Here is a 22,097-nt window from a genome sequence, read left to right on the forward strand (position 1 = left end):
GCCGCCATCAGTAATGCACCCTCTTCTCAACGTATTTGAACTGGATCACTGTCAGCAGGCCGACAACCACCAGCAGGATGACCGATTGGGCCGAAGACGACCCCAGATCTTGGCCCACAAACCCATCGGAAAAGACTTTGTAGACCAGGATAGTTGTGGCTTGTTGCGGACCCCCTCCGGTGATCGTGTGGATCACGCCGAAAGTTTCAAAGAAGGCATAGACAATGTTCACGACCAGCAGGAAGAACGCGGTCGGCGACAAAAGCGGCAGTACGATGGTAAAGAACCGGCGCCAAAAATGGGCCCCATCAATCGCCGCTGCTTCGATGACCGAGCGGGGCACGGATTGCAGCGCCGCAAAGAAGAACAGAAAGTTATAGCTGATGCGCCCCCAGGCCGAGGCGACAACGACCAGCCCCATGGCCTCGGCATCGTTCAGGACGTGGTTCCAGTCATAGCCGAGCTGGCCCAGATACCATGCGACCACACCAACGCGGGTGTTGAACATGAACAGCCACAGCACACCCGCCACCGCGGGGGCAACGGCGTAGGGCCAGATCAACAAGGTCCGATACACGCCCGAGCCCTTGATCAGTCGATCTGCGATGACTGCCAGGAACAAGGCCGGGATCATCGAGCACAGGGTCACAAGCGTAGAAAACACCGCCGTCGTCACGAATGAGGCGCGGTAGTATTTATCGCTCAGCAGGAATTCGAAATTGCCCAAGCCCACGAACTGAGATGACAACCCGAACGGGTCGGGAATGAACAACGATTGCCATACGGCCTGACCAGCAGGATAGAAAAAGAAGACGGCGGAAATGATGACCTGCGGGGCGATCAGCGCAAGCGGCAGCAGCCAGCCGCGAAAAATGACGCGTTTTTCCATTCTATTGGCCCACCAGAGTAGAATGCGGGCCCAACGAGGCCCGCATCAGATTACGACTTATTGATTGGCGGATTCGAACCGGCGCAGCAGCGCGTCGCCGCGTTCCTTCGCACTGTCCATCGCCTCTTGGGCGGTCTTTTCACCAGCCCAGATGGCCTCAAGCTCTTCGTCGATGATGCCACGGATCTGGTCGAATGATCCCAGACGCAGACCTTTCGAGTTTGCCGTCGGCTCTTTCGCGGTCATCTGGATGACGGCGATGTCGGTGCCTGGGTTTTCGTCATAGAAACCAGACGCTCGGGTCGCTTCGCCCGCCTCGGTGGTGATAGGCAGATAGCCGGTGTTCTGGTGCCAGGCTGCCTGAACGTCAGACGAGGACAGGAAGCTGAGGAATTCGCCGACGCCTTTGTATTCATCGGCCTCATGACCTTCCATGACCCACAGTGAGGCACCACCGATGATGGTGTTCTGCGGCTCGGCCGTGACAGCTTCCCAATAGGGCAGCGGGCGCACGTCGAAATCAAACTCGGCTTCGGCTTTGATCCCGGCGTATCCCGCCGAGCTTTCGGTGAACAGGGCGCATTCGCCGGACCGGAAGTTCGCGCCACCTTCGTTGCGGCGGCCCGTGTAGATGAACTTGCCGTCCTTGGCCCAGTCACCCATCGCGGTCAGGTGCGCAACCTGGGCCGGACCGTTCAGCATCAGCTCGGTATCCAGACCGGCAAAGCCGTTATCCTGCGAGGCGAAGGGGACGTCGTGATAGGCTGACAGGTTCTCAAGATGAATCCAGCTTTGCCATGCAGTGACCAACGGGCAATCTTCACCACCGGCCTTGAGCTGCTCCAGCGTTTCCCCGACCTTTTCCCAGGTCGACAGATCGGTGTCAGGATCAACGCCCGCCGCTTCGAACGCGTTGCGATTGACCCAAAGAACCGGCGTGGAAGAGTTGAAGGGCAGGGACAGCATGTCGCCATCTGTGGTCGTATAATACCCTTTGACCGAGCCGATATAGGCGTCCGGATCAAATGACGCACCGCTTTCGGCCATTACCTCATAGACCGGTTTGATCGCGCCCTGGGCCGACATCATAGTTGCGGTGCCAACCTCAAAGACCATCAGGATCTGCGGTTGTTCACCGGCGCGGAAGGCGGCGATGCCTGCATTCAGGGTTTCCGAATAGTTGCCCTTGTGGCTTTCAACCACGACATATTCATCCTGGCTGGCGTTGAATTCTTCAACCTGAGCTTTCACAAGCTCACCCAGGCGGCCGGTAAAGGCATGCCAGAACTGAACTTCGGTTTGCGCCATTGCCGCGATCGGGGACAAGGCTGTTGATACGGCAAGAGCGCCAAGCAATTTCGTTTTCATGATTCCTCCCATGCATCAAAGGCGATGCTTCGTTGAATACCGAGCGCTACGCGTAATCGGCACACATGACGATTTCACGACGTTAACGTTACAGAAATATAATTCAAGCCTGATTTTCTGGCAAAAAATATAATACGATGTTATGAACTGACCGAGGTTTGCAGCAAAAACAGGACGCTCCATGAGCCAAACCCTGAGAATTAGGCAGCTTGAGGCACTTATGGCGGTGACCGTTAATGGCTCGGTCACGGCTGCCGCATCCGATCTGGGTGTCAGCCAGCCTGCGGTCAGCAGGTTGCTTTCAGACTTGGAAAAATCGCTTGGGTTTCAACTGTTCGACCGCCGCGAAGGTCGATTGGTCCCAACGCAGGAAGTTCGCTATCTGCAACCCAGCGTAGAGCGCGTGCTGGAACTGATGCGGCAGATCTCGGATGTGAGTCAGGACATCACGCAACGCAAAGCCGGGCATATTCGCGTCGCCTGCCTTCCTGGCTTCGCCACCAGTCACTTACCAGATGTTGTTGCCGGATTTCTGAGCGACCGGCCTGGCGTCACCATGACGATAGAGCCGGATCGGCCCGAGCGCATCCTGGAGTGGATGATCGGCGAGCAATATGATTTCGGAATCACAGATGGGTTTAATGGCCACCCGGCTGTCGAAAGCACCCATATTGATATCCGCACAGTTTGCGTCTTTCCCGCAAGCCATGCGCTGGAAGACCTTTCGACCGTGACACCGGCAGATATTGTCGATCAGAAGATCATCCACACCCGGCGCGACAGCGACTTTTTCGCGCGCCTGTCGCGTGCATTTCAAAACTCGAATGTCGAACTGAACTCGCATATCGAGGTTCGGCAATTCACGGCCGCTTGCGAATTGGTGGTGAAGGGCGTTGGGGTGTCTGTCGTTAGCGAACTGGACGCAGTACAATATCAGAACAGGGGGTTGAGCTATCGGCCTTTCAGGCCATTTCTGCCTCATACGCTGTCGCTGGTGCGACCGGTTTTGAAGCAACCATCGCTGGTCACGCTGGAATTCATAGAACAGTTCAGCGACAGCCTTGGACCTTTCATCGCCGATCCTTAGCTGGATACAGCCGAAAGCGTTGCCCGATTGATTGCCTGAACGCGGCTTTGGGCATTGGCAAGATTTTACAAAAATCGAATTGAGACCCCGGGATTGCTTTACGCGCCCTGAAACTTGTGGGCAAACTGACTTGGTTCATGCCCAGTTCGACGCGTGGCAGGACCTGCCAGCCAGTGTCACACCACTGTTTCGCAGGGCCTGCACAAGTCGCGTCGACAAACGAAAATGAAAGGTGTCACATGCCATTTTCCAACCCCAGCTTGATGTCCCGCCGTCAGTTCCTTGCGACCACTACCGCCAGCGCCGCGGCCATTACACTTCATCCTTTTTCTGCGGCGGCTGCCAATAATCAGGCGCATTTACGGATAATGGAGACGACGGACATTCATGTGCATGTCTTCCCTTATGATTATTACGCCGACAAGCCTCGCGACACGGTAGGCCTGTCCCGCACCGCTTCGATCATCAACGGCATCCGGTCCGAGGCGACGAATTCTCTGCTGGTCGATAACGGAGACTTTCTGCAGGGCAACCCAATGGGCGATTACATCGCCTATGAGCGCGGGATGAAAGAGGGCGACAGCCACCCGATTATCACCGCCTTCAACACAGTCGGTTATGACGCCGCCACATTGGGCAATCACGAATTCAACTACGGTTTGGACTTTTTGGAAAAGGCGCTTGCTGGCGCGGATTTCCCGGTTGTTCTGGCCAATGTAGCAAAGGAACAGGGGGCAAACCCGCGTGAGGATAAAACGCTGGTCAAACCCTATGCGATTCTCGACCGCGAGATTGAAATGGGCGGTGGCAGCAAACACCCGATCAAGGTCGGCGTCATTGGGTTTACACCGCCGCAGGTCATGAACTGGGACCGCAAGCATCTCGAAGGCAACGTGCAGGCCCGCGACATTGTCGAGACAGCGCAGGCCTATGTGCCCGAGATGCAAGAGCAGGGCTGCGACTTGATCATCGCGCTTTCGCATTCGGGGATTGGCGATGCCGACCATTCCGACGGTATGGAAAACGCCTCGGTCGTGCTGGCCGGTGTTGACGGGATTGACGCGCTGGTGACCGGTCACAACCACCTTGTTTTCCCGTCCGAGACATTTGCCGACCGTCCCGGTATTGACGTTGCAAAAGGGACGTTGATGGGCAAACCCGCCGTCATGGGCGGGTTCTGGGGATCACATCTTGGCCTTCTGGACTTGCTGCTGGAGCGCGATGGTAACGAGTGGCGTGTGGTGACCACAACGTCTGAGGCGCGTCCGATTTCGGTTCGCAACGAAGATCGCTCGATCACGGCGCTGGTCGAGGATAATCAGGCCGTGCTGGCCTCGGTCGCGAAAGATCACGACGAAACACTAGCCTATGTGCGCCGTGCGGTCGGCAAGACGTCGGCCCCGCTGCACAGCTATTTTGCGCTGGTAGCGGATGATCCATCTGTACAGATCGTGTCGATAGCGCAGAAATGGTACGTCGAAGAAATGATGATGGGCACGGAACATGAAGGCCTGCCCATTCTGTCAGCCGCGGCGCCTTTCAAGGCCGGCGGTCGTGGTGGCCCGGAATATTACACCGATGTCCCGGTGGGTGACGTTGCCATCAAAAACGTGGCCGACCTTTACCTTTATCCCAACACCGTGCGCGCCGTACGGGTGAACGGAGCGCAGGTCCGAGGTTGGCTGGAGAGGTCTGCCGGAATGTTTAATCAGGTCGAACCGGGCGCAAGCGACGCGGTCCTGCTGAACCCAGAGTTTCCGTCCTATAATTTCGACGTGATGGACGGCGTCACCTATCAGATCGACCTGTCCCAGCCATCGCGGTTTGGACCCAAGGGTGAAGAGGTCAACCCTGGCGCGGCCCGGATCGTGGACCTTGCCTTCAATGGTTCTCCGGTCACGGATGACATGGAGTTCATTATCGCCACCAACAATTACCGAGCGTCCGGTGGCGGATCTTTCCCCGGCGCGATGGGCGACACGGTTGTGTTCGAGGCGCCGGACACCAACCGCGACGTGATTGTCCGCTATATCGTCGAACAGGGCACGATTGACCCCAAAGCAGATGCCAACTGGTCGTTTGCGCCGCTGGACGGCACCACGGTCCTGTTCGAAACAGGCCCGAAGGCGCGTGACTATATGAGTGACGTCAAAGGTGTTTTGATCGAGGATGCCGGTGAGGGCGCAGATGGCTTTGCGGCCTTCCGCATCCAGCTGTAACAGATCGAAAGCAGGCTTATCCCCCTATTTCTGACCCAATGGTATGGATCGGAATTGGGGGGTGAGCCAAAATTATTCTGTCAGGCAACTGTCCTGCGAAGCGGACCGTCTTGGGTCTAGAGTTTGCGTATTCCGTGAACGGTGAGCGTGCTGACCAGATCAGCGTAATCCTCACGTGCTTTGGTGCCTGCGCCGGTGTTCCACATGTAATACCAGTTCAGCATGCCAAAAACTGACATCGTCGCACCGCGCAGCTTGTCCTTGTCATCGCCAAACGAGTCCGGAGACAGGTCTTTCAGGATATCCCGGACGAAATTCACTAGATCCAGCTGATACCCTCGTAAGAGCTTTTGCTGATCGTCGCGCAGGGCGTTCATGCCGCTGATCTGCACTCGGTGTTCATCATCCGCACCCTGATAAGCGAACAGGATCTCACGAACGGTCTTTCGCAGCTTTTGCTCGGGTGTAAGACCCGTCAGATCGACCTCGCAAATGCGGTCGCGCAGCTCGCGCAGATAGGTTTCGAGGATGTCATACAGGATGGCATCCTTACTGTCGTAATAGTGGTAAATGTTAGCCTTGGAGATTCCGCACTCATTGGCCAAAAGGGTCATCGAAGCGCGATCAAACCCCTGGTCGGCAAATACTTTGGCTGCCGTTTTCAGGATTTGTTCCCGCTTTTGGTCGTGGTCTTTTGCGATTGTCCGGGCCAAGGCTTAATCCTTATCGCGGTTGTCGATGACGCGCTTCGCCTTGCCCTGAGAGCGTTCGACGTCGCCCGGCTCACCTACAACAATTTCAGTTGAAACTCCAACGATGTCCTTGATGCGTTTGGTCAGCATCCGGGCGGCCGCCGTCTTGGACATTTCATCGGTAGATCCCTGAGAGGCTTCGACAAAGACCCGCATGGCATCCATCCGGCCGGATTTATACAGCTCGACCTGGTAATAAGGCGCAAGGCCTCCGGTCGCCATGACCTGTTCCTCGATTTGGCTGGGAAAGACATTGACGCCGCGCAGGATCATCATGTCGTCGCTGCGGCCGGTGATCTTGGCCATGCGACGCATGGAACGGGCCGTTCCGGGCAGCAGGCAGGTAAGATCGCGCGTGCGATAGCGGATCATCGGCAGCCCTTCTTTGGTCAGGGTGGTAAAGACCAGCTCACCAGTTTCACCGTCGGGCAGTACTTCGCCGGTGGCGGGGTCGATGATTTCTGGCAGAAAGTGATCTTCCCAGATCACAGGGCCATCCTTGGTTTCGACGCATTCGCTGGCAACGCCGGGCCCCATGATCTCCGACAGGCCATAGATGTCGACCGCATGCATGTCGAATGCAGCCTCGATTTCCGAGCGCATCGCGTCGGTCCAGGGCTCCGCGCCGAAGATACCAACCTGCAGAGAGCTTTCGCGCGGATCAAGGCCCACCTTATGGAATTGTTCGAGGATGTTGAGCATGTAGGATGGGGTCACCATGATCCCATCGGGTTGAAAATCTGTGATCAAACCAACCTGTTTTTCGGTTTGCCCGCCACCCATCGGAACCACGGTCGCCTCTAGACGTTCGATGCCGTAATGCGCGCCCAGACCCCCGGTGAACAGGCCATAGCCATAAGCGTTATGCACGATATCGCCCTTGCGCAGACCTGCGGCCCGCAGCGACCGAGCACCCAGATCGGCCCAGTTGTCGATATCGCCTTTGGTATAGCCCACAACAGTTGGCTTGCCGGTTGTCCCGGATGAGGCATGCAGCCGAACCAGTTGGCTGCGCGGCACGGCGAACATGCCGAACGGGTAGTTGTCACGCAGGTCGTTCTTGTAGGTGAAGGGAAATTTCGAAAGGTCAGATAACTGTTGCAGGTCATCTGGATGCACGCCGGCATCGTCGAAGCGCTGGGTGTATATCGGCACGTTTTCGTAAGCGTGACGCAGGGACCATTTCAGACGCTCCAACTGGGTGGTGCGGATTTCGTCAACCGAGGCGATCTCGATCGGGTCCAGGTCAGCTTTGTTAGGGGACAGGTCCTCCATCGCGTTACTCCTTCGGTCGCGAAGCTATTCTTGAAAATTCGTGCCACCAATCGCGCGGGACATGCCGCGGAATTCGGCGACCACGTTGCTGTCTTGATTGGTGACGCGCACGTCATAGATGCCGCTGCGACCCGTAACCGAGACCTCGGTTGCGGTGGCCGTCAGGCGATCCCCCAGCTTGCCGGGGGCGAGATAGCTCATCATCGTGTGCTGGCCAACGGTCGCGTGATTACGGCTGTTGCAGGCAAAGGCGAATGCGCTGTCGGCCAGGGCATGGGTCACGCCGCCATGGCACATGCCGTGCCCATTACAGTGATGCGCAACGACAGTCAGCGCCAGAACTGCGCAGCCTTCGTCCACCTCGACAAGCTCCATGCCAAACCATTTGCTGGCTTCGTCACTCGCCCACATCGCAGCGGCTGATTTGCTGGCACGTTCCTTTGGTGTCATCGTCATTTACCCTGAAAATTGGGCGCGCGCTTTTCAAGAAAGCTGGACACGCCCTCGGCATAATCCGCGCTTTCGCCGCAGATTTTCATTGCATCAGCCTCGAGTTCCAGATGATCAGACAAAGAGGTCGTCGCCGCTGCTTGGATACAGTGTTTGGTCTTGCCCAACCCAAGGGTCGGGCCATTGGCCAGTTGATCAGCCAGCGTACGAGCCTCTGCCAATAGCTGATCGTCGGGTATGGCTTTCCAGATCAGGCCCCAGTCTTCGGCCTGTTTGGCGGGCAGCGGCTGTGCGGTAAAGGCCAGCCCTTTGGCGCGCGCCTCGCCCAAAAGGCGGGGCAGGTGCCAGCTGCCGCCAGTGTCTGGGATCAGGCCGACCTTGGAAAAGCTCTGGATGAATTTCGCGCTTTCCGCTGCCAGAACCATGTCGCAGGCCAGTGCCAGATTGGCCCCGGCGCCGGCAGCGACGCCATTCACGGCGCAGATGACAGGGCAGTCCAACGACCGGATCAGACGCACGAGGGGGGCATAGAAACTGCGGACGGTTTTGCCCAGATCCGGCGGCCCGTCCATATTTGACGGATTGCGGTCGCCAAGGTCCTGGCCGGCACAAAAGCCACGCCCGGCGCCCGTCAGCAGCACTGCCCGCGCGCCTGTATCGCGCGCGGAATTCAAGGTAGCCTGAAGCGCATGATGCATGTCTTCGTTGAACGAATTCAGCTTGTCCGGACGGTTCAATGTAATCTCGACCCAGTTCCCGTGATTTTCTACAAGAATCGTATCGCTCATCACTGCCTCGGCCGGTATCGTTTCAACTTTATGATTGCATTAACCGAACGGTTGGTCAATATATAAACGCAAGCCGAATCTGAGCAAATCAAAGGGATGGGTTATGGCAAAATCGCCGGTGGTGAGCGTTGAGCGGAAGGGTGACGTTGCCTGGGTAACGATCAACAATCCGCCAGTGAACGCGACATCCGCTGCGGTGCGTCAGGGGTTGGCCGACGCGGTAGGTGCCATCAAAGGCGCGCGCGTGGCTGTCCTGCGATGTGCGGGCAAAACCTTTGTTGCCGGTGGCGATATGTCAGAGTTCGACGCCCCACCGGTTGAGCCACATCTGCCTGACGTAGTACAGATGATCGAAGACAGTGAAGTTCCCTTTATCGCCTGCATGCACGGTACTGTTCTGGGCGGCGGGTTCGAGATTGCCATGGCTTGCGCTTGGCGCATTGCCGCGCCGGGCACCAGATTTGGTCTGCCAGAGGTCAATGTGGGTCTTATCCCCGGGGCAGGGGGCACCCAGCGTATTCCCCGTCTTGTGGGGATGGAGGCAGCGATTGACATGGCCTGCCGGGGCAAAATCCTGACTGCAGAAACGTTACTAGGGCTGGGTGGCCTTGATCTTGTCACTGAACAGCCTGAGGCTGCCGTTCAGGCCTTTGTGGCCAACCTGCCGCAGCGACCAGTGCCAGTCAGTCAGCGTAGCCTCACCAGCTTTGCACCGGACCTGATAGAGGTTTCGCGCACGGAACTTTTGAAACGGTCAAAGGGTCAGCAGTCTCCGCTGGAAAATCTGACGGCATTGGGGTGGGCAACCGAACCCTTTGCCGAAGCCCTGTCAAAAGAGCGCGCCCGCCATTTGGCCCTGCGCCAAGGTGCCGAAAGCAGGGCCCTTCGCCATGCTTTCTTTGCCGAACGGAGCGTGTCCAAACCTTCTTTGATCAGAGGCGTAACCCCGCGCGACATCAGCCGTATCGCGGTGGTCGGCGGCGGTCTGATGGGGGCCGGGATTGCAACCGCCGCCCTGAATGGGGGGTTTTCTGTCACGTTGATTGAGCAGAACGCCGAAGCCGCTGCGGCGGCCTTGGGGCGTGTTAAGGGTCTGCTCGAAGGCGCTGCCAAACGGGGAAAGCTGACTGAGGCGCAGATGCAGAGCCGCCTGAGCGCCTTTCGCGCCGTTGACAGCTATGCCGACGCACGGGATGCGCAACTGGCCATTGAGGCGGTGTTCGAGGACATATCTGTCAAACAGCAGGTTTTCGCGGAACTCGCCCGGCATATGGACACAAACGCAATTCTTGCCACCAACACATCTTATCTGGATCCAAACCAGATTTTCGCCGGTATCGACAGTCCGGCCCGCTGTATAGGTCTACATTTCTTCAGCCCAGCCCATGTCATGAAACTGCTTGAAATCGTACATTCCGGGCATTCGGACCCAGAGGTCATCGCCACCGGATTTGCGTTTGGCAAAAAGCTGGGCAAAGTGGCGGTCCTATCGGGCATTTGCGATGGCTTTATCGGCAATCGCATGCTGGCCGCCTATCGGCGCGAGGCTGATTATCTTCTGGCAGATGGTGCGCTGCCTTATCAAGTGGATCAGGCCATGCGCGACTTTGGTATGCCCATGGGTCCGTACGAATTGCAGGATCTGACCGGTCTTCAGATTTCATGGGCCAATCGCAAGCGCAATGCTGCAACACGCCCACCGGATGAGCGCTATGTTTCTGTGGCCGACCAGCTTTGCGAGATGGAGCGTTTCGGGCAGCGGTCCAGAAAAGGCTGGTATCGTTATGATGACGGCGACCGTACGCCGATCCGTGATACACAGGTCGAGGCTTTGATCGAAGCCAACTCGGCTGAACATGGCATCACCCGGCGCGCGTTTACGAGCACCGAGATTTCGTCCCGTTTGATGGCGGTACTTGCGAATGAGGGCGCATTGATCATCGAAGAGGGTATCGCCGAAAACGCGATGGCCGTGGATATGGTCCAGATCCATGGCTACGGATTCCCGCGCTGGCGCGGGGGGCCGATGAACTATCGGGATGAAATTGGGGCGCAGCTGTCGCGGGGAATAATGGAGACCGTCGCCTCTGAAAGCCCCGGGTCTTGGAGGATTGCGGGGCAGACCACATCACCATGACTATTGATGGTTACAAAACGGACTATTAACGCAGATTCAATGTATGTTTCAGAGGGAGGAGACAAAACCATGAAATTCAACAGTTTGAGCACGCTATTGGCCTCAGCCGCCTTGGCCGTTTCGGGCACCGTGGCGCTGGCCGCAGATTATACGCTGACCATATCCAGCTGGGCGCCGCCGACCCACGGTATCAACGCGAAGATGTGGCCAAAATTCGTGGAAATGGTTGAAGAGGCCACAGACGGTCAGGTCACCGCCGAACTGAAGTTGGGGATCGCGCCACCACCAGCACAGATGGACCTGATCATGGATGGCGCGGCGGATGCCTCGATCATTTTCCACGGCTACCAGCCGGGGCGCTTTGTCACCACAAAGATGATAGAACTGCCCGGATATGAAGGCTCGGCAGAGGCCGCATCGGTTGCATATTGGCGCACCTATGACGCGCATCTCAAGGCCGCGGACGAGCATCGCGGCGTGAAAGTGATCGCCCTGCATACGCATGGTCCGGCGCAGCTGCATTCCAGCAGCGCGGTGACCACGCTGGATGAAGTGTCGGGCCTCAAGGTCCGTATCCCGGGTGGGGTCGGCGGTGACGTCGGCACAGCGCTTGGCGCGACCGGCATCCAGGTGCCTGCACCGAAAGTCTATGAGACCCTTGCTTCGAAAGCAGCCGATGGCGTTGTCATGCCGTTTGAGTCCCGCAAGGGTTTTAAGCTGACCGAGGTTGCCCAGAACGTTTACGAGGTTCCGGGCGGTCTGTATCGCGGGTCGTTCGCCTTTATCATGAACGAAGAAACGTTTGCCGACCTGCCCCCTGAGCTGCAGCAGGCGCTGGAGGAGAATGTGTTCGGTGAACCGCTGAGCCGCGAAATCGGCAAGATCTGGGACGAGATCGACGGGATCGGCCGCGAGGCGACCGAAGCCACTGAGGGCAACGCAATCAACGCGGCCTCGGCGGAAGATCTGGAAAAGTTCAACGCGATCGCCGTTGATGTCCGCGCCAAGGTGATTGACGAGGTTAACGGCACCGGTGTTGACGCACAGGCGGCCTATGACATGATCGTAAATGAAATGGCTGCCCAATAACGCAGTCCGGCTGGCGGGGTCTCTTCGCCAGCCAAATTCACCAGCCGGGACCCAATCATGCAATCTCTCGTGACTTTTGCGCGTCGCGTCAGCATCGCTCCGACGCTGCTGGCCTGTATCGCGCTGTTCATCCTGATGGTGATGACCTTTTTTGACGTCATCCTGCGGTCTGTCTTCAACGCCCCGATTGAGGCGGCGACTGAGCTGACACGTATTCTCATGGCGATCATGGTGTTTTCGGTTCTGCCGATGATCTCAGCCGGAAAGGGTCAGATCGCCGTCGACCTTACGGACGGAGTATTTTCCCGCTTGCGGCTGAGCCGAGCGCGTGACGCTGTTGTATATATTGTGTCGGGCGTGATGCTCATCTGGCCGATCAAACGCGTCTGGATTCTTGCCGAGCGCGCACGGGACTATGGCGATGTGACTGAATACCTGTCGATCCCGGTATTCTATGTCGGCTGGTTCATCGCTGGGTTCACTGCGATCACGGCCATGGCGATGATTGTCACGGGCCTAATTACTATCTTCTCCCCCCAATCCTTGTCGGAGACCTCTCAATGACCGCCGCACTTATCGGTTTTGCCCTTGTTCTGGTGCTTGTACTGGTGCGTCTGCCTATCGTCTTCGCGATGGGTCTGGTTGGTACGCTTGGGTTCGCCTACGAACGTGGCGGCAGCATCTTTTCGGAGCGCGGCTTGAAGGCGGCGATGTCGATGGTGGGTCGGCAGATCACCGATACGGCACAGGATTACGGATTGTCGGTGGTGCCTCTGTTCATCCTGATGGGCCTGTTCGTGAACAAAGGCGGGCTCGCGCGCGAGCTCTATGCGGTATCCAACGCATTTCTTGGCCATTTCCGGGGCGGCATCGCCATGGCGACTGTCGCAGCCTGCGGCGGGTTCTCGGCAATTTGCGGGTCGTCTCTGGCGACCGCGGCCACCATGTCCAAGGTCGCGATGCCAGAAATGCGCCGGTATGGCTATGCGGATGAGCTTTCGACTGCGTCGATTGCAGCGGGTGGCACGCTTGGCATCCTGATCCCGCCCTCGGTGATCCTGGTTATATATGGCCTGCTGACGGAAACCTCGATTGGCAAACTGTTTGTTGCGGGCATTATCCCCGGTGTGCTTGGCATTCTGTTTTATCTTTTCGCGGTGCGCTGGACCGTCTGGCGCAAACCAGAGGCGGGACCGGCAGGCGAACGCCACGGTTGGGTCGAGCGCCTGAGGGCCTTGCGCTCGGTCTGGGCCGTGTTGCTGCTGTTCTTTCTGGTCATTGGCGGGCTTTATGGTGCCTTCGATTTTCAACCGCTGAACCTGACCTTCAGCCCGACCGAGGCGGCAGGGATGGGGGCCATGGGCGCCTTTTTGATTGCTTTGTCGCGTGGCGGGCTTAGCCTGGGTTCAACATTCGAGGTTTTGAAGGAAACCACCGCGACCGCTGCGGCCCTGTTCTCGGTCCTGATCGGGGCGCAGATATTTTCGAACTTCATCAACCTCGCCGGTTTGCCCGAAGCGCTGATCGCCATGGTTACAGCGTATGACGTTGCGCCCTTTGTGGTGATCCTGATGATCCTTGGCATCTACATCATTTTGGGGTGTGTTTTTGAATCCCTGTCGATGCTACTGCTGACCGTGCCGATCTTTTTCCCTCTGGTCACATCGCTGGGATATGACCCGATCTGGTTCGGCATTGTTGTGGTCGTCGTCACCGAAATCAGCCTGATCACCCCGCCCGTGGGGCTGAACGTGTTCATTCTGAAGGGTGTGGTCGGGGATGTGTCGACTGGGACGATCTTCAGAGGGGTAACTCCGTTTTGGATCGCAGATATCTTTCGGCTGGCCCTGATCGTTCTGGTGCCCTGGCTTGTGCTGGTTCTGCCGGAACAGATGGGGGCGATGGGCCACTGATGTTTGCGCTGACCAAGCTGCCTGACGGGTTCCACGATGATCCCTATCCTACCTATTGGGCGCTGCGTGAAGATACGCCCGTCTGCCTGCAACCCGATGGGTCGGTGATCCTGTCACGACATCAGGATCTGGACATCATCTATCGGAACACAACGCGATTCATTTCGGACAAGAAGGCCGTGTTTGGCCCCAAATACGGGGTGGATAGCCCATTGTTTGAACATCACACCACCAGTCTTGTGTTCAATGATCCGCCCCTGCACTCGCGTGTCCGCAAGGTGATGGTGGGCGCGATGAACCCGCGCGCTTTGGCGCAGATGGAGCCGGGTCTGATCGAACTTGTCGACGGGCTGTTGGATCAAATGCAGGCCAAGGGCACAGTTGAGTTGATCGAGGATTTTGCCGGGGCGATCCCGATCGAGATCATCGGCAACCTGCTGGGCATCCCTCGGTCCGAGCGTGAGCCGTTGCGTGAGTGGTCCTTGGCCATTCTCGGGGCGTTGGAACCGCAGCTGACGCCCGAGCAGGAAGATTGGGGCAACCGCGCAGTCCGCGAGTTCAAAGCCTTTCTGCGCGATATCATCGACGACCGCAGGGCCAACCCGGGCAACCCGGAGACCGATGTTTTGACCAGGTTGATACAGGATGACACCGAGGGCGGCCTGACCGAGGTTGAACTGTACCAGAATTGCATCTTCATTCTGAATGCCGGGCATGAGACCACGACAAACCTGATAGGCAACGCTTTGGATCTGTTGGACCGCCACAGGGATAAGCGGACCGAGCTGTTGGTTAATCCAGACCTGATTTCCACGGCAGTTGACGAGTTTCTGCGTCTGGAAAGCCCGAACCAGTTCGGCAATCGCCTGACCACTGAAGAGGTGGAATTTCACGGACATGTCATTCCAGCAGGAACCGATCTGCATCTTTGCATAGGCGCGGCCAACCGCGATCCGCGACAGTTTGATTACCCCGATGACATGATGTTGGATCGCCGTCCCAACAAGCACCACGCGTTTGCGGGCGGACCGCATACTTGCGTTGGTTTGACCTTGGCCCGGATGGAAGGTCGAGTTGCCGTTAGCCGGTTTTTGAACCAGTTCCCTGATTACCAGATCACGGAAAGTGCTCAGCGTGGGGGGCGTATCCGGTTTCGGGGGTTCGCCCACCTGCCCGCGCAGGTTTGAACTAGCCGCGCTGCTCGTTCTGAAATTTATTGACCGACCGTACGGTTAATAATAAGATATCGCAAACCCCCACGCGCTAGCCCTGCCGCGAGTAAGGAGAGACCTATGACGATCCAACAGATTTCAAGTTTTGCTGCGGGCGAGTGGATTGCGCCGGGGGCAGGTGCTCGCAACATCGCAAGCGCGGTGACGGGAGAGGTGATCGCAACAGCCGGAAACAACGCCTTGGACGTTCAGGGAATGCTGCATCATGCGCGCAATGTTGGTGGTCCTGCGCTGCGCAAGATGACGTTTCACCAGCGGGCCAAGATGCTCAAGGCGCTGTCTGTTCATCTGGGCAAGCACAAGCAGGCGATGTACGATCTGTCCTTCAATACCGGCGCAACCCAGGCGGATCATCTGATCGACATTGACGGCGGTATTGGCACGATGTTCGTCTTTGCCTCAAAAGGGCGGCGCGAGATGCCGGACGGGCATGTCTATCTCGACGGCGAGGTCGAGCAGCTTTCGCGAAATGGCACCTTTCTGGGGCAACATATCTGCACCCCGTTGAAAGGTGTTGCGATCCATATCAACGCTTTCAACTTTCCGGTCTGGGGCATGCTGGAAAAGCTGGCTCCGACTCTTCTGGCGGGGGTTCCGGCCATCGTCAAACCGGCCACAAATTCCTGCTATGTGACCGAGCTGTGCGTTCGGCTGATGCTCGAGTCGGGCATATTGCCCAACGGTGCATTGCAACTGGTGTCAGGCGGGCTGGGCGACATGCTCGATCGCCTGACCATGCAGGATGTGGTCAGCTTTACCGGCTCGGCGGATACGGCGCTGAGGCTGCGCGCGAACCCCGTAATCCTGGAAAATTCGGTCCGGTTCGTGGCGGAACAGGACAGCTTGAACTGCTCGGTCCTGGGCCCTGATGCCGCGCCGGGAACGCCCGAATTCGATCTGTTCGTCAAAGAGGTTCAGCGCGAGATGACCACCAAGGCGGGTCAGAAATGCACTGCCATCCGCAGGATCATCGCGCCCGAGCCGCATGTGCAAGCCGTGATTGAGGCGCTGTCCGCGCGTTTGGCAAAGACCACCATCGGGGATCCGAAACTGGAAACCACCCGAATGGGTGCGCTGGTCTCAGCCAGTCAGAAGCGCGATGTTTTAGAGAAGGCCGCGATTATAGGGCACGAGGCCGAGTGCGTCTTTGGCAACCCGGACGACTTCGTGGTCGATGGGGCCGATGCAGATAAGGGCGCCTTTATGCCACCGATGCTGTTCCATTGCAGCGATCCCGATGCCTCGCAACGTGTGCATGATACCGAAGCCTTTGGGCCCGTCAGTACAATCATGGGCTATCGCGATACCGACCACGCGATTGAGCTGGCGAACCGAGGGCAGGGGTCTCTGGTGGCCTCAGTCATCACACATGATGCTGATGTTGCCCGCAAATTTGTTATGGGGGCAGGGGCCTATCATGGGCGGCTCTATTTCAACAACCGAGACTCGATGAAAGAATCCACAGGCCATGGCTCTCCTTTGCCGCATATGGTCCATGGCGGTCCCGGCCGTGCTGGCGGTGGCGAGGAAATGGGCGGTGTGCGCGGTGTGATGCATTATATGCAACGTACGGCGATTCAAGGATCGCCGGACATATTGACAGCTATTGGCGAGAGATGGGTGCCGGGTGCAGCCGAGGTCAATGCGCCAGCCCATCCATTTACACGCCGCTATCACGATCTGGCCATTGGTGAGACGATCCACACCGCACCGCGGACCGTGACCATGGAAGACATTGAACATTTCGCCGAATTCACCGGCGACACCTTCTATGCCCATATGGATCAGGCCGCAGCTGAGCGTAACCCGTTCTTTCCGGGCCGGGTCGCGCATGGATATCTTTTGCTGTCTTTCGCGGCGGGTCTTTTTGTGGAACCGAACGAGGGGCCGGTCCTGGCCAATACTGGGCTCGATAACCTGCGCTTTATGAAACCGGTAGAGGCAGGCGACAGCATCAAGGTGCGCCTGACGGTCAAAAAGAAAACCCGCCGCAATGATGAATATGGCGAGGTGCGCTGGCATGTCACCCTGACCCAACAGGATGATGAGCCTGTGGCCGAATATGAGCTGCTGACCATGGTGGCCTACTAAGATTCTTGGGCCGGATGGTAATTCGATCTGGCCCGATTATACTTGCTGCATGAAAGATTCAGCCCCCGATTGGTTTGAAGCCTGCGTTAGCCATCTGACCTCTGAGGGTACACAACGGGTGTGGTCCGTGCTGGTGACGATATTCGGTGATCTGGCGCAGGAAGAAACAGATCAGATAAGTGGTGCGGTGATCACCGCACTGACCAGCCTTGCCGGGATCAAGGCCGAAGCCACGCGTGTTGCCCTGCATCGGCTGCGCAAGGATGGCTGGATCGAAAGCACCCGCAAAGGGCGCAGCAGCTTTCACCGCCTGACCGCGTTTGGCCGTCATCAGAGTGTGACCGCCGCACCGCGTATCTATGCCAAGGAAACGCCGGAACCCGGCCTCTGGCATGTACTTATCGCCAGCAATTCGGACTCATCGCGCAAAGAATTGGCTGATCTGATGCTGACCGGGGACTACATCTCTCTCAATCCTGCAACGTCGATGGCTCCGGGTCAGGTTCCGGCGGGTCTTGAAGAGCTGATGGGCGTGGAAAGCAGCGCTATCTCTGTTCCTGGCTGGCTTCGGGATCTCTGCGGGCCAGAGGCGTTGAAAGCCGCCTATGATCAGTTCTTGAGATCGACACAGATCATCGACCAAGAGATGCCGCCCGAGGGGGCGGGCGACCCGATGAAGACGGCCATTCTGCGTGTCCTGATCGTGCATAATTGGCGTCGTATTGTTCTGCGCCATCCCGCCTTTCCTGCAGCGTTTCTGCCCGCTGACTGGAAAGGCCCTGCATGCCGGGCGGCTGTATCTCAGTTGTTGGAAAAACTGCCGCGCCCTGATTTGGAATCCTTGGAAGCCGAGCTGGACAGCTAGGTTTTCTTTAGCGTCACCTATCTGATCCGCCCGATGCTGGTCATTCGGCGATCAATGCGGGCGTTTCTCTCGCGCTTAATGTTACAGAAAAACTAAAAAAGAAAAAGAACTCGTAACATAAAGCTTGCCTCGAATCGATGGACGCCCTAAAAACCGACCATGCGGTCAATGATACGGATCAGCATCTACAGGAGAACTAAGTGATGGACGCATTCATTTGCGACGCGACGCGCACTCCGATTGGGCGATATGGGGGGGCTTTGTCGTCAGTCAGGACAGATGATCTTGCCGCGATTCCATTGGCCGCCCTGAAAGAGCGCAACCCGCAGGTTGATTGGGCCAGCGTTGATGATGTGATCTATGGCGATGCAAATCAGGCGGGTGAAAGCAACCGCAATGTGGCGCGGATGGCGGCCTTGTTGGCTGGATTGCCGGTTGATGTGCCCGGAACAACAGTGAACCGATTGTGCGCCAGTGGAATGGATGCGGTTGGAATGGCGGCGCGGGGCATCAAGGCGGGCGATTATGATCTAGCTGTGGCCGGCGGTGTCGAAAGCATGTCGCGGGCGCCCTTTGTGATGCCCAAGGCGACCTCGGCCTTTACCCGCAGCAATGCGGTCTATGATACGACGATCGGCTGGCGCTTTGTGAACCCGAAGATGAAACAGGCCTATGGCATCGACTCGATGCCGCAAACGGCCGACAATGTGGCCGAAGACTTTGGTATCAGCCGCGATGACCAAGATGCTTTTGCGGCGCGCAGTCAGGCCCGATGGGCCGCCGCGCACGAGGCAGGTCTGTTCCGGGATGAAATCACCCCGGTCACGATCCCGCAACGCAAGGGCGATCCGATCATTGTTGATACGGATGAACATCCGCGCCCAGATGTTACCGTGGACAAACTGTCTGGTCTCAAAGGTGTCAACGGGCCGGATAAGACGGTGACCGCTGGCAACGCCTCGGGCGTCAATGACGGCGCTGCGGCCATTTTGATGGCCAATGAGGCGGCAGCGTCAAAGAACGGCCTGACCCCGATGGCCCGGGTCGTGGGCATGTCTGTCGCCGGGATTGAGCCGCGTGTCATGGGCATTGGCCCGGTTCCGGCTAGCCGCAAAGTTTTGGCTCGCGCCGGGCTGAGCATCGAGCAAATGGACGTGATAGAGTTGAATGAGGCCTTCGCGTCACAGGGTCTGGCTACACTGCGCGAACTGGGCATGCCAGACGACGCGCCGCAGGTGAACCCGAATGGGGGCGCGATTGCCATTGGCCACCCGTTGGGCATGTCCGGCGCAAGGTTGGTTATGACCGCGGCCTATCAGTTGCGGCGCACGGGCGGGCGATACGCGCTGTGCACCATGTGTGTCGGCGTCGGTCAGGGCGCAGCGCTTATTCTTGAACGCGTATAGGGGAGATGACGGGACATGTATGCTCAGATGGTTAAGTCCGAGGCGACACAGGAAGATCCTGCAAAGCTTGCTGCCTTTCAGGCGCGCATAGACGCTGACGAAAAGATCGAACCCAAGGATTGGATGCCCGAAGGCTATCGCAAGACGCTGATCCGCCAGATCGGCCAGCACGCCCATTCCGAAATCGTTGGGCAACTGCCCGAGGCGAACTGGATCACGCGGGCACCCACACTGGAACGCAAGGCGATCCTGTTGGCAAAAGTTCAGGACGAGGCCGGGCATGGTCTGTACCTGTACTGCGCCGCCGAAACACTGGGTGTCAGCCGGGATGAGATCACCGAAATGCTGCTGGACGGGCGCATGAAATACTCGTCCATCTTCAACTACCCCACCCTGAACTGGGCTGATGTTGGTGCCGTTGGCTGGCTGGTGGATGGCGCCGCGATCATGAACCAGGTGCCGTTGCAGCGCACGTCTTACGGTCCCTATTCACGCGCCATGATCCGCATCTGCAAAGAAGAGAGCTTTCATCAGCGTCAGGGCTATGACGCCATCCGCAAGATGGCCGAAGGCACGCCGGACCAGAAACGAATGGCGCAGGACGCTTTGAACCGCTTTTGGTACCCATCGCTGATGATGTTTGGACCGTCCGACAAGGACTCGGTGCATTCGACGCAGTCGATGAAATGGAAGATCAAGATGAACACCAATGACGAGCTGCGTCAGAAATTCGTCGATCAGACTGTGCCACAGGCCGAGTATCTGGGCCTGACCATCCCTGACCCAAAGCTGAATTGGAACGACGATCGCGGCCATTATGATTTCTCAGAACCCGACTGGTCCGAGTTCTTCGATGTCATCAGTGGCAATGGCCCCTGCAACACCGACCGGCTGGCCGCCCGAAACCAAGCCTGGGACGACGGCAAATGGGTGCGCGACGGGCTGATGGCCCATGCCGAAAAGAAACGCTCTGGCACAGTGGCTGCCGAATAAGTCGACCCTGAGGAGGAAACCCGATGAAAAACGAATGGCCCCTGTGGGAAGTCTTTATCCGCGGTCAGCATGGTATGAGCCACCGTCACGTCGGCTCGTTGCATGCCCCGGACGCGGAGATGGCCATCAAGAACGCGCGCGATGTCTATACCCGCCGCAACGAAGGTGTGTCGATCTGGGTGGTCGAGGCGAATAATATCTCGGCCTCCTCGCCCAGCGACAAGGGCCCATTATACGAGCCCAGCGAAAGCAAGGTCTATCGTCACCCGACCTTTTTCGACATCCCCGATGAAGTGGGGGCCATGTGATGGACCGGGACACGGCATTTGTACAATTCCTTCTACGGATGGGCGACAACGACCTGGTCCTTGGCCATCGCGTCAGTGAATGGTGCGGCCATGCGCCGGTGCTGGAAGAGGATATCGCACTGGCCAACACGGCCTTGGACCTGATCGGGCAGACTCAGATGTGGTTGGGTCTGGCGGGGGAAATCCAAGGCGGCAAAACCGCTGACGATCTGGCCTTCCTGCGCGATGCCTGGGATTTCCGCAATGTGCTGCTGGTCGAGGTTCCAAATGGGGATTTTGGCCGGACCCTGATGCGCCAGTTCCTGTTCGATGCGTGGCATTCCATCATGCTGGGACGCTTGCTCAACTCTACGGATGACCGTGTCGCGGCCATTGCCGCGAAAGCCAGCAAAGAGGTGGCATATCACCTGGAACGCTCGGGCGACACGGTGGTTGGTCTGGGGGACGGAACAGCGGAAAGCCACGCTTGGATGCAGTCGGCTCTGGACTACCTGTGGCCGTATGTCGGCGAGATGTTCACCAGCGACGAAGTTGACGCCGAGATGGTCGCGGCGGGCATTGCGCCGAACCCCGCGGATCTGCGCGCGGCGTTTGACACTTTGGTGCAGCGGATCCTGTCCGAGGCGACCTTGACGATCCCGGAAGGCGGCTTTGCCCATAAAGGTGGGCGTGACGGGCGGATGCATACGGAACATCTGGGTCATCTGTTGACACAGATGCAGTGGCTGCAACGCGCCTATCCCGAAGCAAGCTGGTAACGCCGATGGATCGGGCATCGACCAAACAAATCTGGGAATGGCTGGATGCTGTTCCTGACCCTGAAATTCCGGTGATTTCGGTAGTCGATCTTGGCATTGTGCGCGATGTGCAGTGGCAGGACGAGACGTTGAAGGTGACGGTCACTCCAACCTATTCCGGCTGTCCGGCAACATCCATTATCAGCCTGGATATCGAAACCGCCTTGCACGATCGCGGGATCAGTGACGTGCAGATCGAAACCAGCATCGCCCCGGCTTGGACCACCGACTGGCTCAGTGAAAAGGGCCGGGCACGGCTGGAAGACTATGGCATTGCCCCACCACAACCGGCAGGCGGCCCGGATCGCTGCCCGCGCTGCGGCAGCAAAGCGGTCGAGAAGGTCAGCCAGTTCGGTTCGACCCCTTGCAAGGCGCATTGGCGATGCACCGACTGCCTGGAACCATTTGACTATTTCAAGTGCATCTGAGGAGGACCAC

The 22,097-nt window shown here is 57.9% G+C and carries 20 protein-coding genes; 14 read left to right on the forward strand and 6 right to left on the reverse strand.

Going from position 1 to position 22,097, the window contains the following annotated elements:
• Window positions 1-7: 7 nt before the first annotated feature.
• Entirely contained in the window at window positions 8-889 is an 882-nt protein-coding gene (gene ugpA, locus AC2FLE_RS16075) for a sn-glycerol-3-phosphate ABC transporter permease UgpA (protein WP_142639899.1), read from the reverse strand.
• Between the two features lie 57 nt (window positions 890-946).
• Complete coding sequence (gene ugpB / locus AC2FLE_RS16080; RefSeq protein ID WP_271949090.1) at window positions 947-2,257, reverse strand: sn-glycerol-3-phosphate ABC transporter substrate-binding protein UgpB; 1,311 nt, start codon at window positions 2,255-2,257, stop codon at window positions 947-949.
• Window positions 2,258-2,438: 181 nt separating this feature from the next.
• Here ugpB and AC2FLE_RS16085 point away from each other — a divergent pair, with 181 nt between their 5' ends.
• Together AC2FLE_RS16085 and AC2FLE_RS16090 are read left to right on the forward strand one after the other, a co-directional pair.
• Window positions 2,439-3,344 carry a LysR substrate-binding domain-containing protein gene (locus AC2FLE_RS16085; RefSeq protein WP_496698290.1) on the forward strand — a complete coding sequence of 302 codons (906 nt, stop codon included), beginning with the start codon at window positions 2,439-2,441 and terminating at the stop codon, window positions 3,342-3,344.
• A gap of 239 nt (window positions 3,345-3,583) precedes the next feature.
• Window positions 3,584-5,563, forward strand: a complete 1,980-nt coding sequence (locus AC2FLE_RS16090; RefSeq protein ID WP_496698292.1) for a bifunctional 2',3'-cyclic-nucleotide 2'-phosphodiesterase/3'-nucleotidase — start codon at window positions 3,584-3,586, stop codon at window positions 5,561-5,563.
• A gap of 116 nt (window positions 5,564-5,679) precedes the next feature.
• Here AC2FLE_RS16090 and AC2FLE_RS16095 read toward each other — a convergent pair whose 3' ends face one another.
• From AC2FLE_RS16095 to paaG, 4 genes are read right to left on the reverse strand one after another with little or no spacing between them, the layout of a single operon-like run.
• Window positions 5,680-6,276, reverse strand: a complete 597-nt coding sequence (locus AC2FLE_RS16095) for a TetR/AcrR family transcriptional regulator (protein WP_496698294.1) — start codon at window positions 6,274-6,276, stop codon at window positions 5,680-5,682.
• 3 nt (window positions 6,277-6,279) lie between these two features.
• Window positions 6,280-7,590 (reverse strand): phenylacetate--CoA ligase PaaK, encoded by a 1,311-nt coding sequence (paaK, locus tag AC2FLE_RS16100; protein WP_496698296.1) that lies wholly within the window; start codon window positions 7,588-7,590, stop codon window positions 6,280-6,282.
• Between the two features lie 24 nt (window positions 7,591-7,614).
• Complete coding sequence (paaI, locus tag AC2FLE_RS16105) at window positions 7,615-8,040, reverse strand: hydroxyphenylacetyl-CoA thioesterase PaaI (protein ID WP_142639944.1); 426 nt, start codon at window positions 8,038-8,040, stop codon at window positions 7,615-7,617.
• Between the two features lie 2 nt (window positions 8,041-8,042).
• Window positions 8,043-8,828, reverse strand: coding sequence for a 2-(1,2-epoxy-1,2-dihydrophenyl)acetyl-CoA isomerase PaaG (paaG, locus tag AC2FLE_RS16110; protein WP_496698298.1), 786 nt, complete (start codon window positions 8,826-8,828; stop codon window positions 8,043-8,045).
• Window positions 8,829-8,931: 103 nt separating this feature from the next.
• Here paaG and AC2FLE_RS16115 point away from each other — a divergent pair, with 103 nt between their 5' ends.
• From AC2FLE_RS16115 to paaD, 12 genes are all read left to right on the forward strand, one after another.
• Window positions 8,932-10,965, forward strand: coding sequence for an FAD-dependent oxidoreductase (locus AC2FLE_RS16115; protein WP_496698300.1), 2,034 nt, complete (start codon window positions 8,932-8,934; stop codon window positions 10,963-10,965).
• Between the two features lie 69 nt (window positions 10,966-11,034).
• Window positions 11,035-12,054, forward strand: coding sequence for a TRAP transporter substrate-binding protein (locus AC2FLE_RS16120; protein ID WP_271949076.1), 1,020 nt, complete (start codon window positions 11,035-11,037; stop codon window positions 12,052-12,054).
• A gap of 57 nt (window positions 12,055-12,111) precedes the next feature.
• Complete coding sequence (locus AC2FLE_RS16125) at window positions 12,112-12,618, forward strand: TRAP transporter small permease (protein WP_496691527.1); 507 nt, start codon at window positions 12,112-12,114, stop codon at window positions 12,616-12,618.
• Entirely contained in the window at window positions 12,615-13,967 is a 1,353-nt protein-coding gene (locus tag AC2FLE_RS16130) for a TRAP transporter large permease (RefSeq protein ID WP_496693796.1), read from the forward strand. The genes AC2FLE_RS16125 and AC2FLE_RS16130 overlap by 4 nt, the downstream gene beginning before the upstream one ends.
• On the forward strand, window positions 13,967-15,154 hold the full coding sequence (locus tag AC2FLE_RS16135) for a cytochrome P450 (RefSeq protein ID WP_496698303.1): 1,188 nt from the start codon (window positions 13,967-13,969) through the stop codon (window positions 15,152-15,154). Before AC2FLE_RS16130 ends, AC2FLE_RS16135 begins: the two co-directional genes overlap by 1 nt.
• 105 nt (window positions 15,155-15,259) lie before the next feature.
• On the forward strand, window positions 15,260-17,290 hold the full coding sequence (gene paaZ, locus AC2FLE_RS16140; RefSeq protein WP_496698305.1) for a phenylacetic acid degradation bifunctional protein PaaZ: 2,031 nt from the start codon (window positions 15,260-15,262) through the stop codon (window positions 17,288-17,290).
• Window positions 17,291-17,339: 49 nt separating this feature from the next.
• Complete coding sequence (locus AC2FLE_RS16145; RefSeq protein WP_496698307.1) at window positions 17,340-18,155, forward strand: PaaX family transcriptional regulator C-terminal domain-containing protein; 816 nt, start codon at window positions 17,340-17,342, stop codon at window positions 18,153-18,155.
• A gap of 203 nt (window positions 18,156-18,358) precedes the next feature.
• Complete coding sequence (pcaF, locus tag AC2FLE_RS16150) at window positions 18,359-19,561, forward strand: 3-oxoadipyl-CoA thiolase (RefSeq protein WP_496698308.1); 1,203 nt, start codon at window positions 18,359-18,361, stop codon at window positions 19,559-19,561.
• 15 nt (window positions 19,562-19,576) lie between these two features.
• Window positions 19,577-20,554 carry a 1,2-phenylacetyl-CoA epoxidase subunit PaaA gene (gene paaA, locus AC2FLE_RS16155; RefSeq protein ID WP_496698310.1) on the forward strand — a complete coding sequence of 326 codons (978 nt, stop codon included), beginning with the start codon at window positions 19,577-19,579 and terminating at the stop codon, window positions 20,552-20,554.
• A 23-nt stretch (window positions 20,555-20,577) separates the two neighbouring features.
• On the forward strand, window positions 20,578-20,862 hold the full coding sequence (paaB, locus tag AC2FLE_RS16160; RefSeq protein WP_142639870.1) for a 1,2-phenylacetyl-CoA epoxidase subunit PaaB: 285 nt from the start codon (window positions 20,578-20,580) through the stop codon (window positions 20,860-20,862).
• On the forward strand, window positions 20,862-21,620 hold the full coding sequence (gene paaC, locus AC2FLE_RS16165) for a 1,2-phenylacetyl-CoA epoxidase subunit PaaC (RefSeq protein WP_496698312.1): 759 nt from the start codon (window positions 20,862-20,864) through the stop codon (window positions 21,618-21,620). Before paaB ends, paaC begins: the two co-directional genes overlap by 1 nt.
• Window positions 21,621-21,625: 5 nt before the next feature.
• Window positions 21,626-22,087 (forward strand): 1,2-phenylacetyl-CoA epoxidase subunit PaaD, encoded by a 462-nt coding sequence (gene paaD, locus AC2FLE_RS16170; protein WP_142639942.1) that lies wholly within the window; start codon window positions 21,626-21,628, stop codon window positions 22,085-22,087.
• The last annotated feature ends 10 nt before the right edge of the window (window positions 22,088-22,097 follow it).

It is taken from the genome of Ruegeria sp. CDSA077 (genome assembly GCF_059612265.1).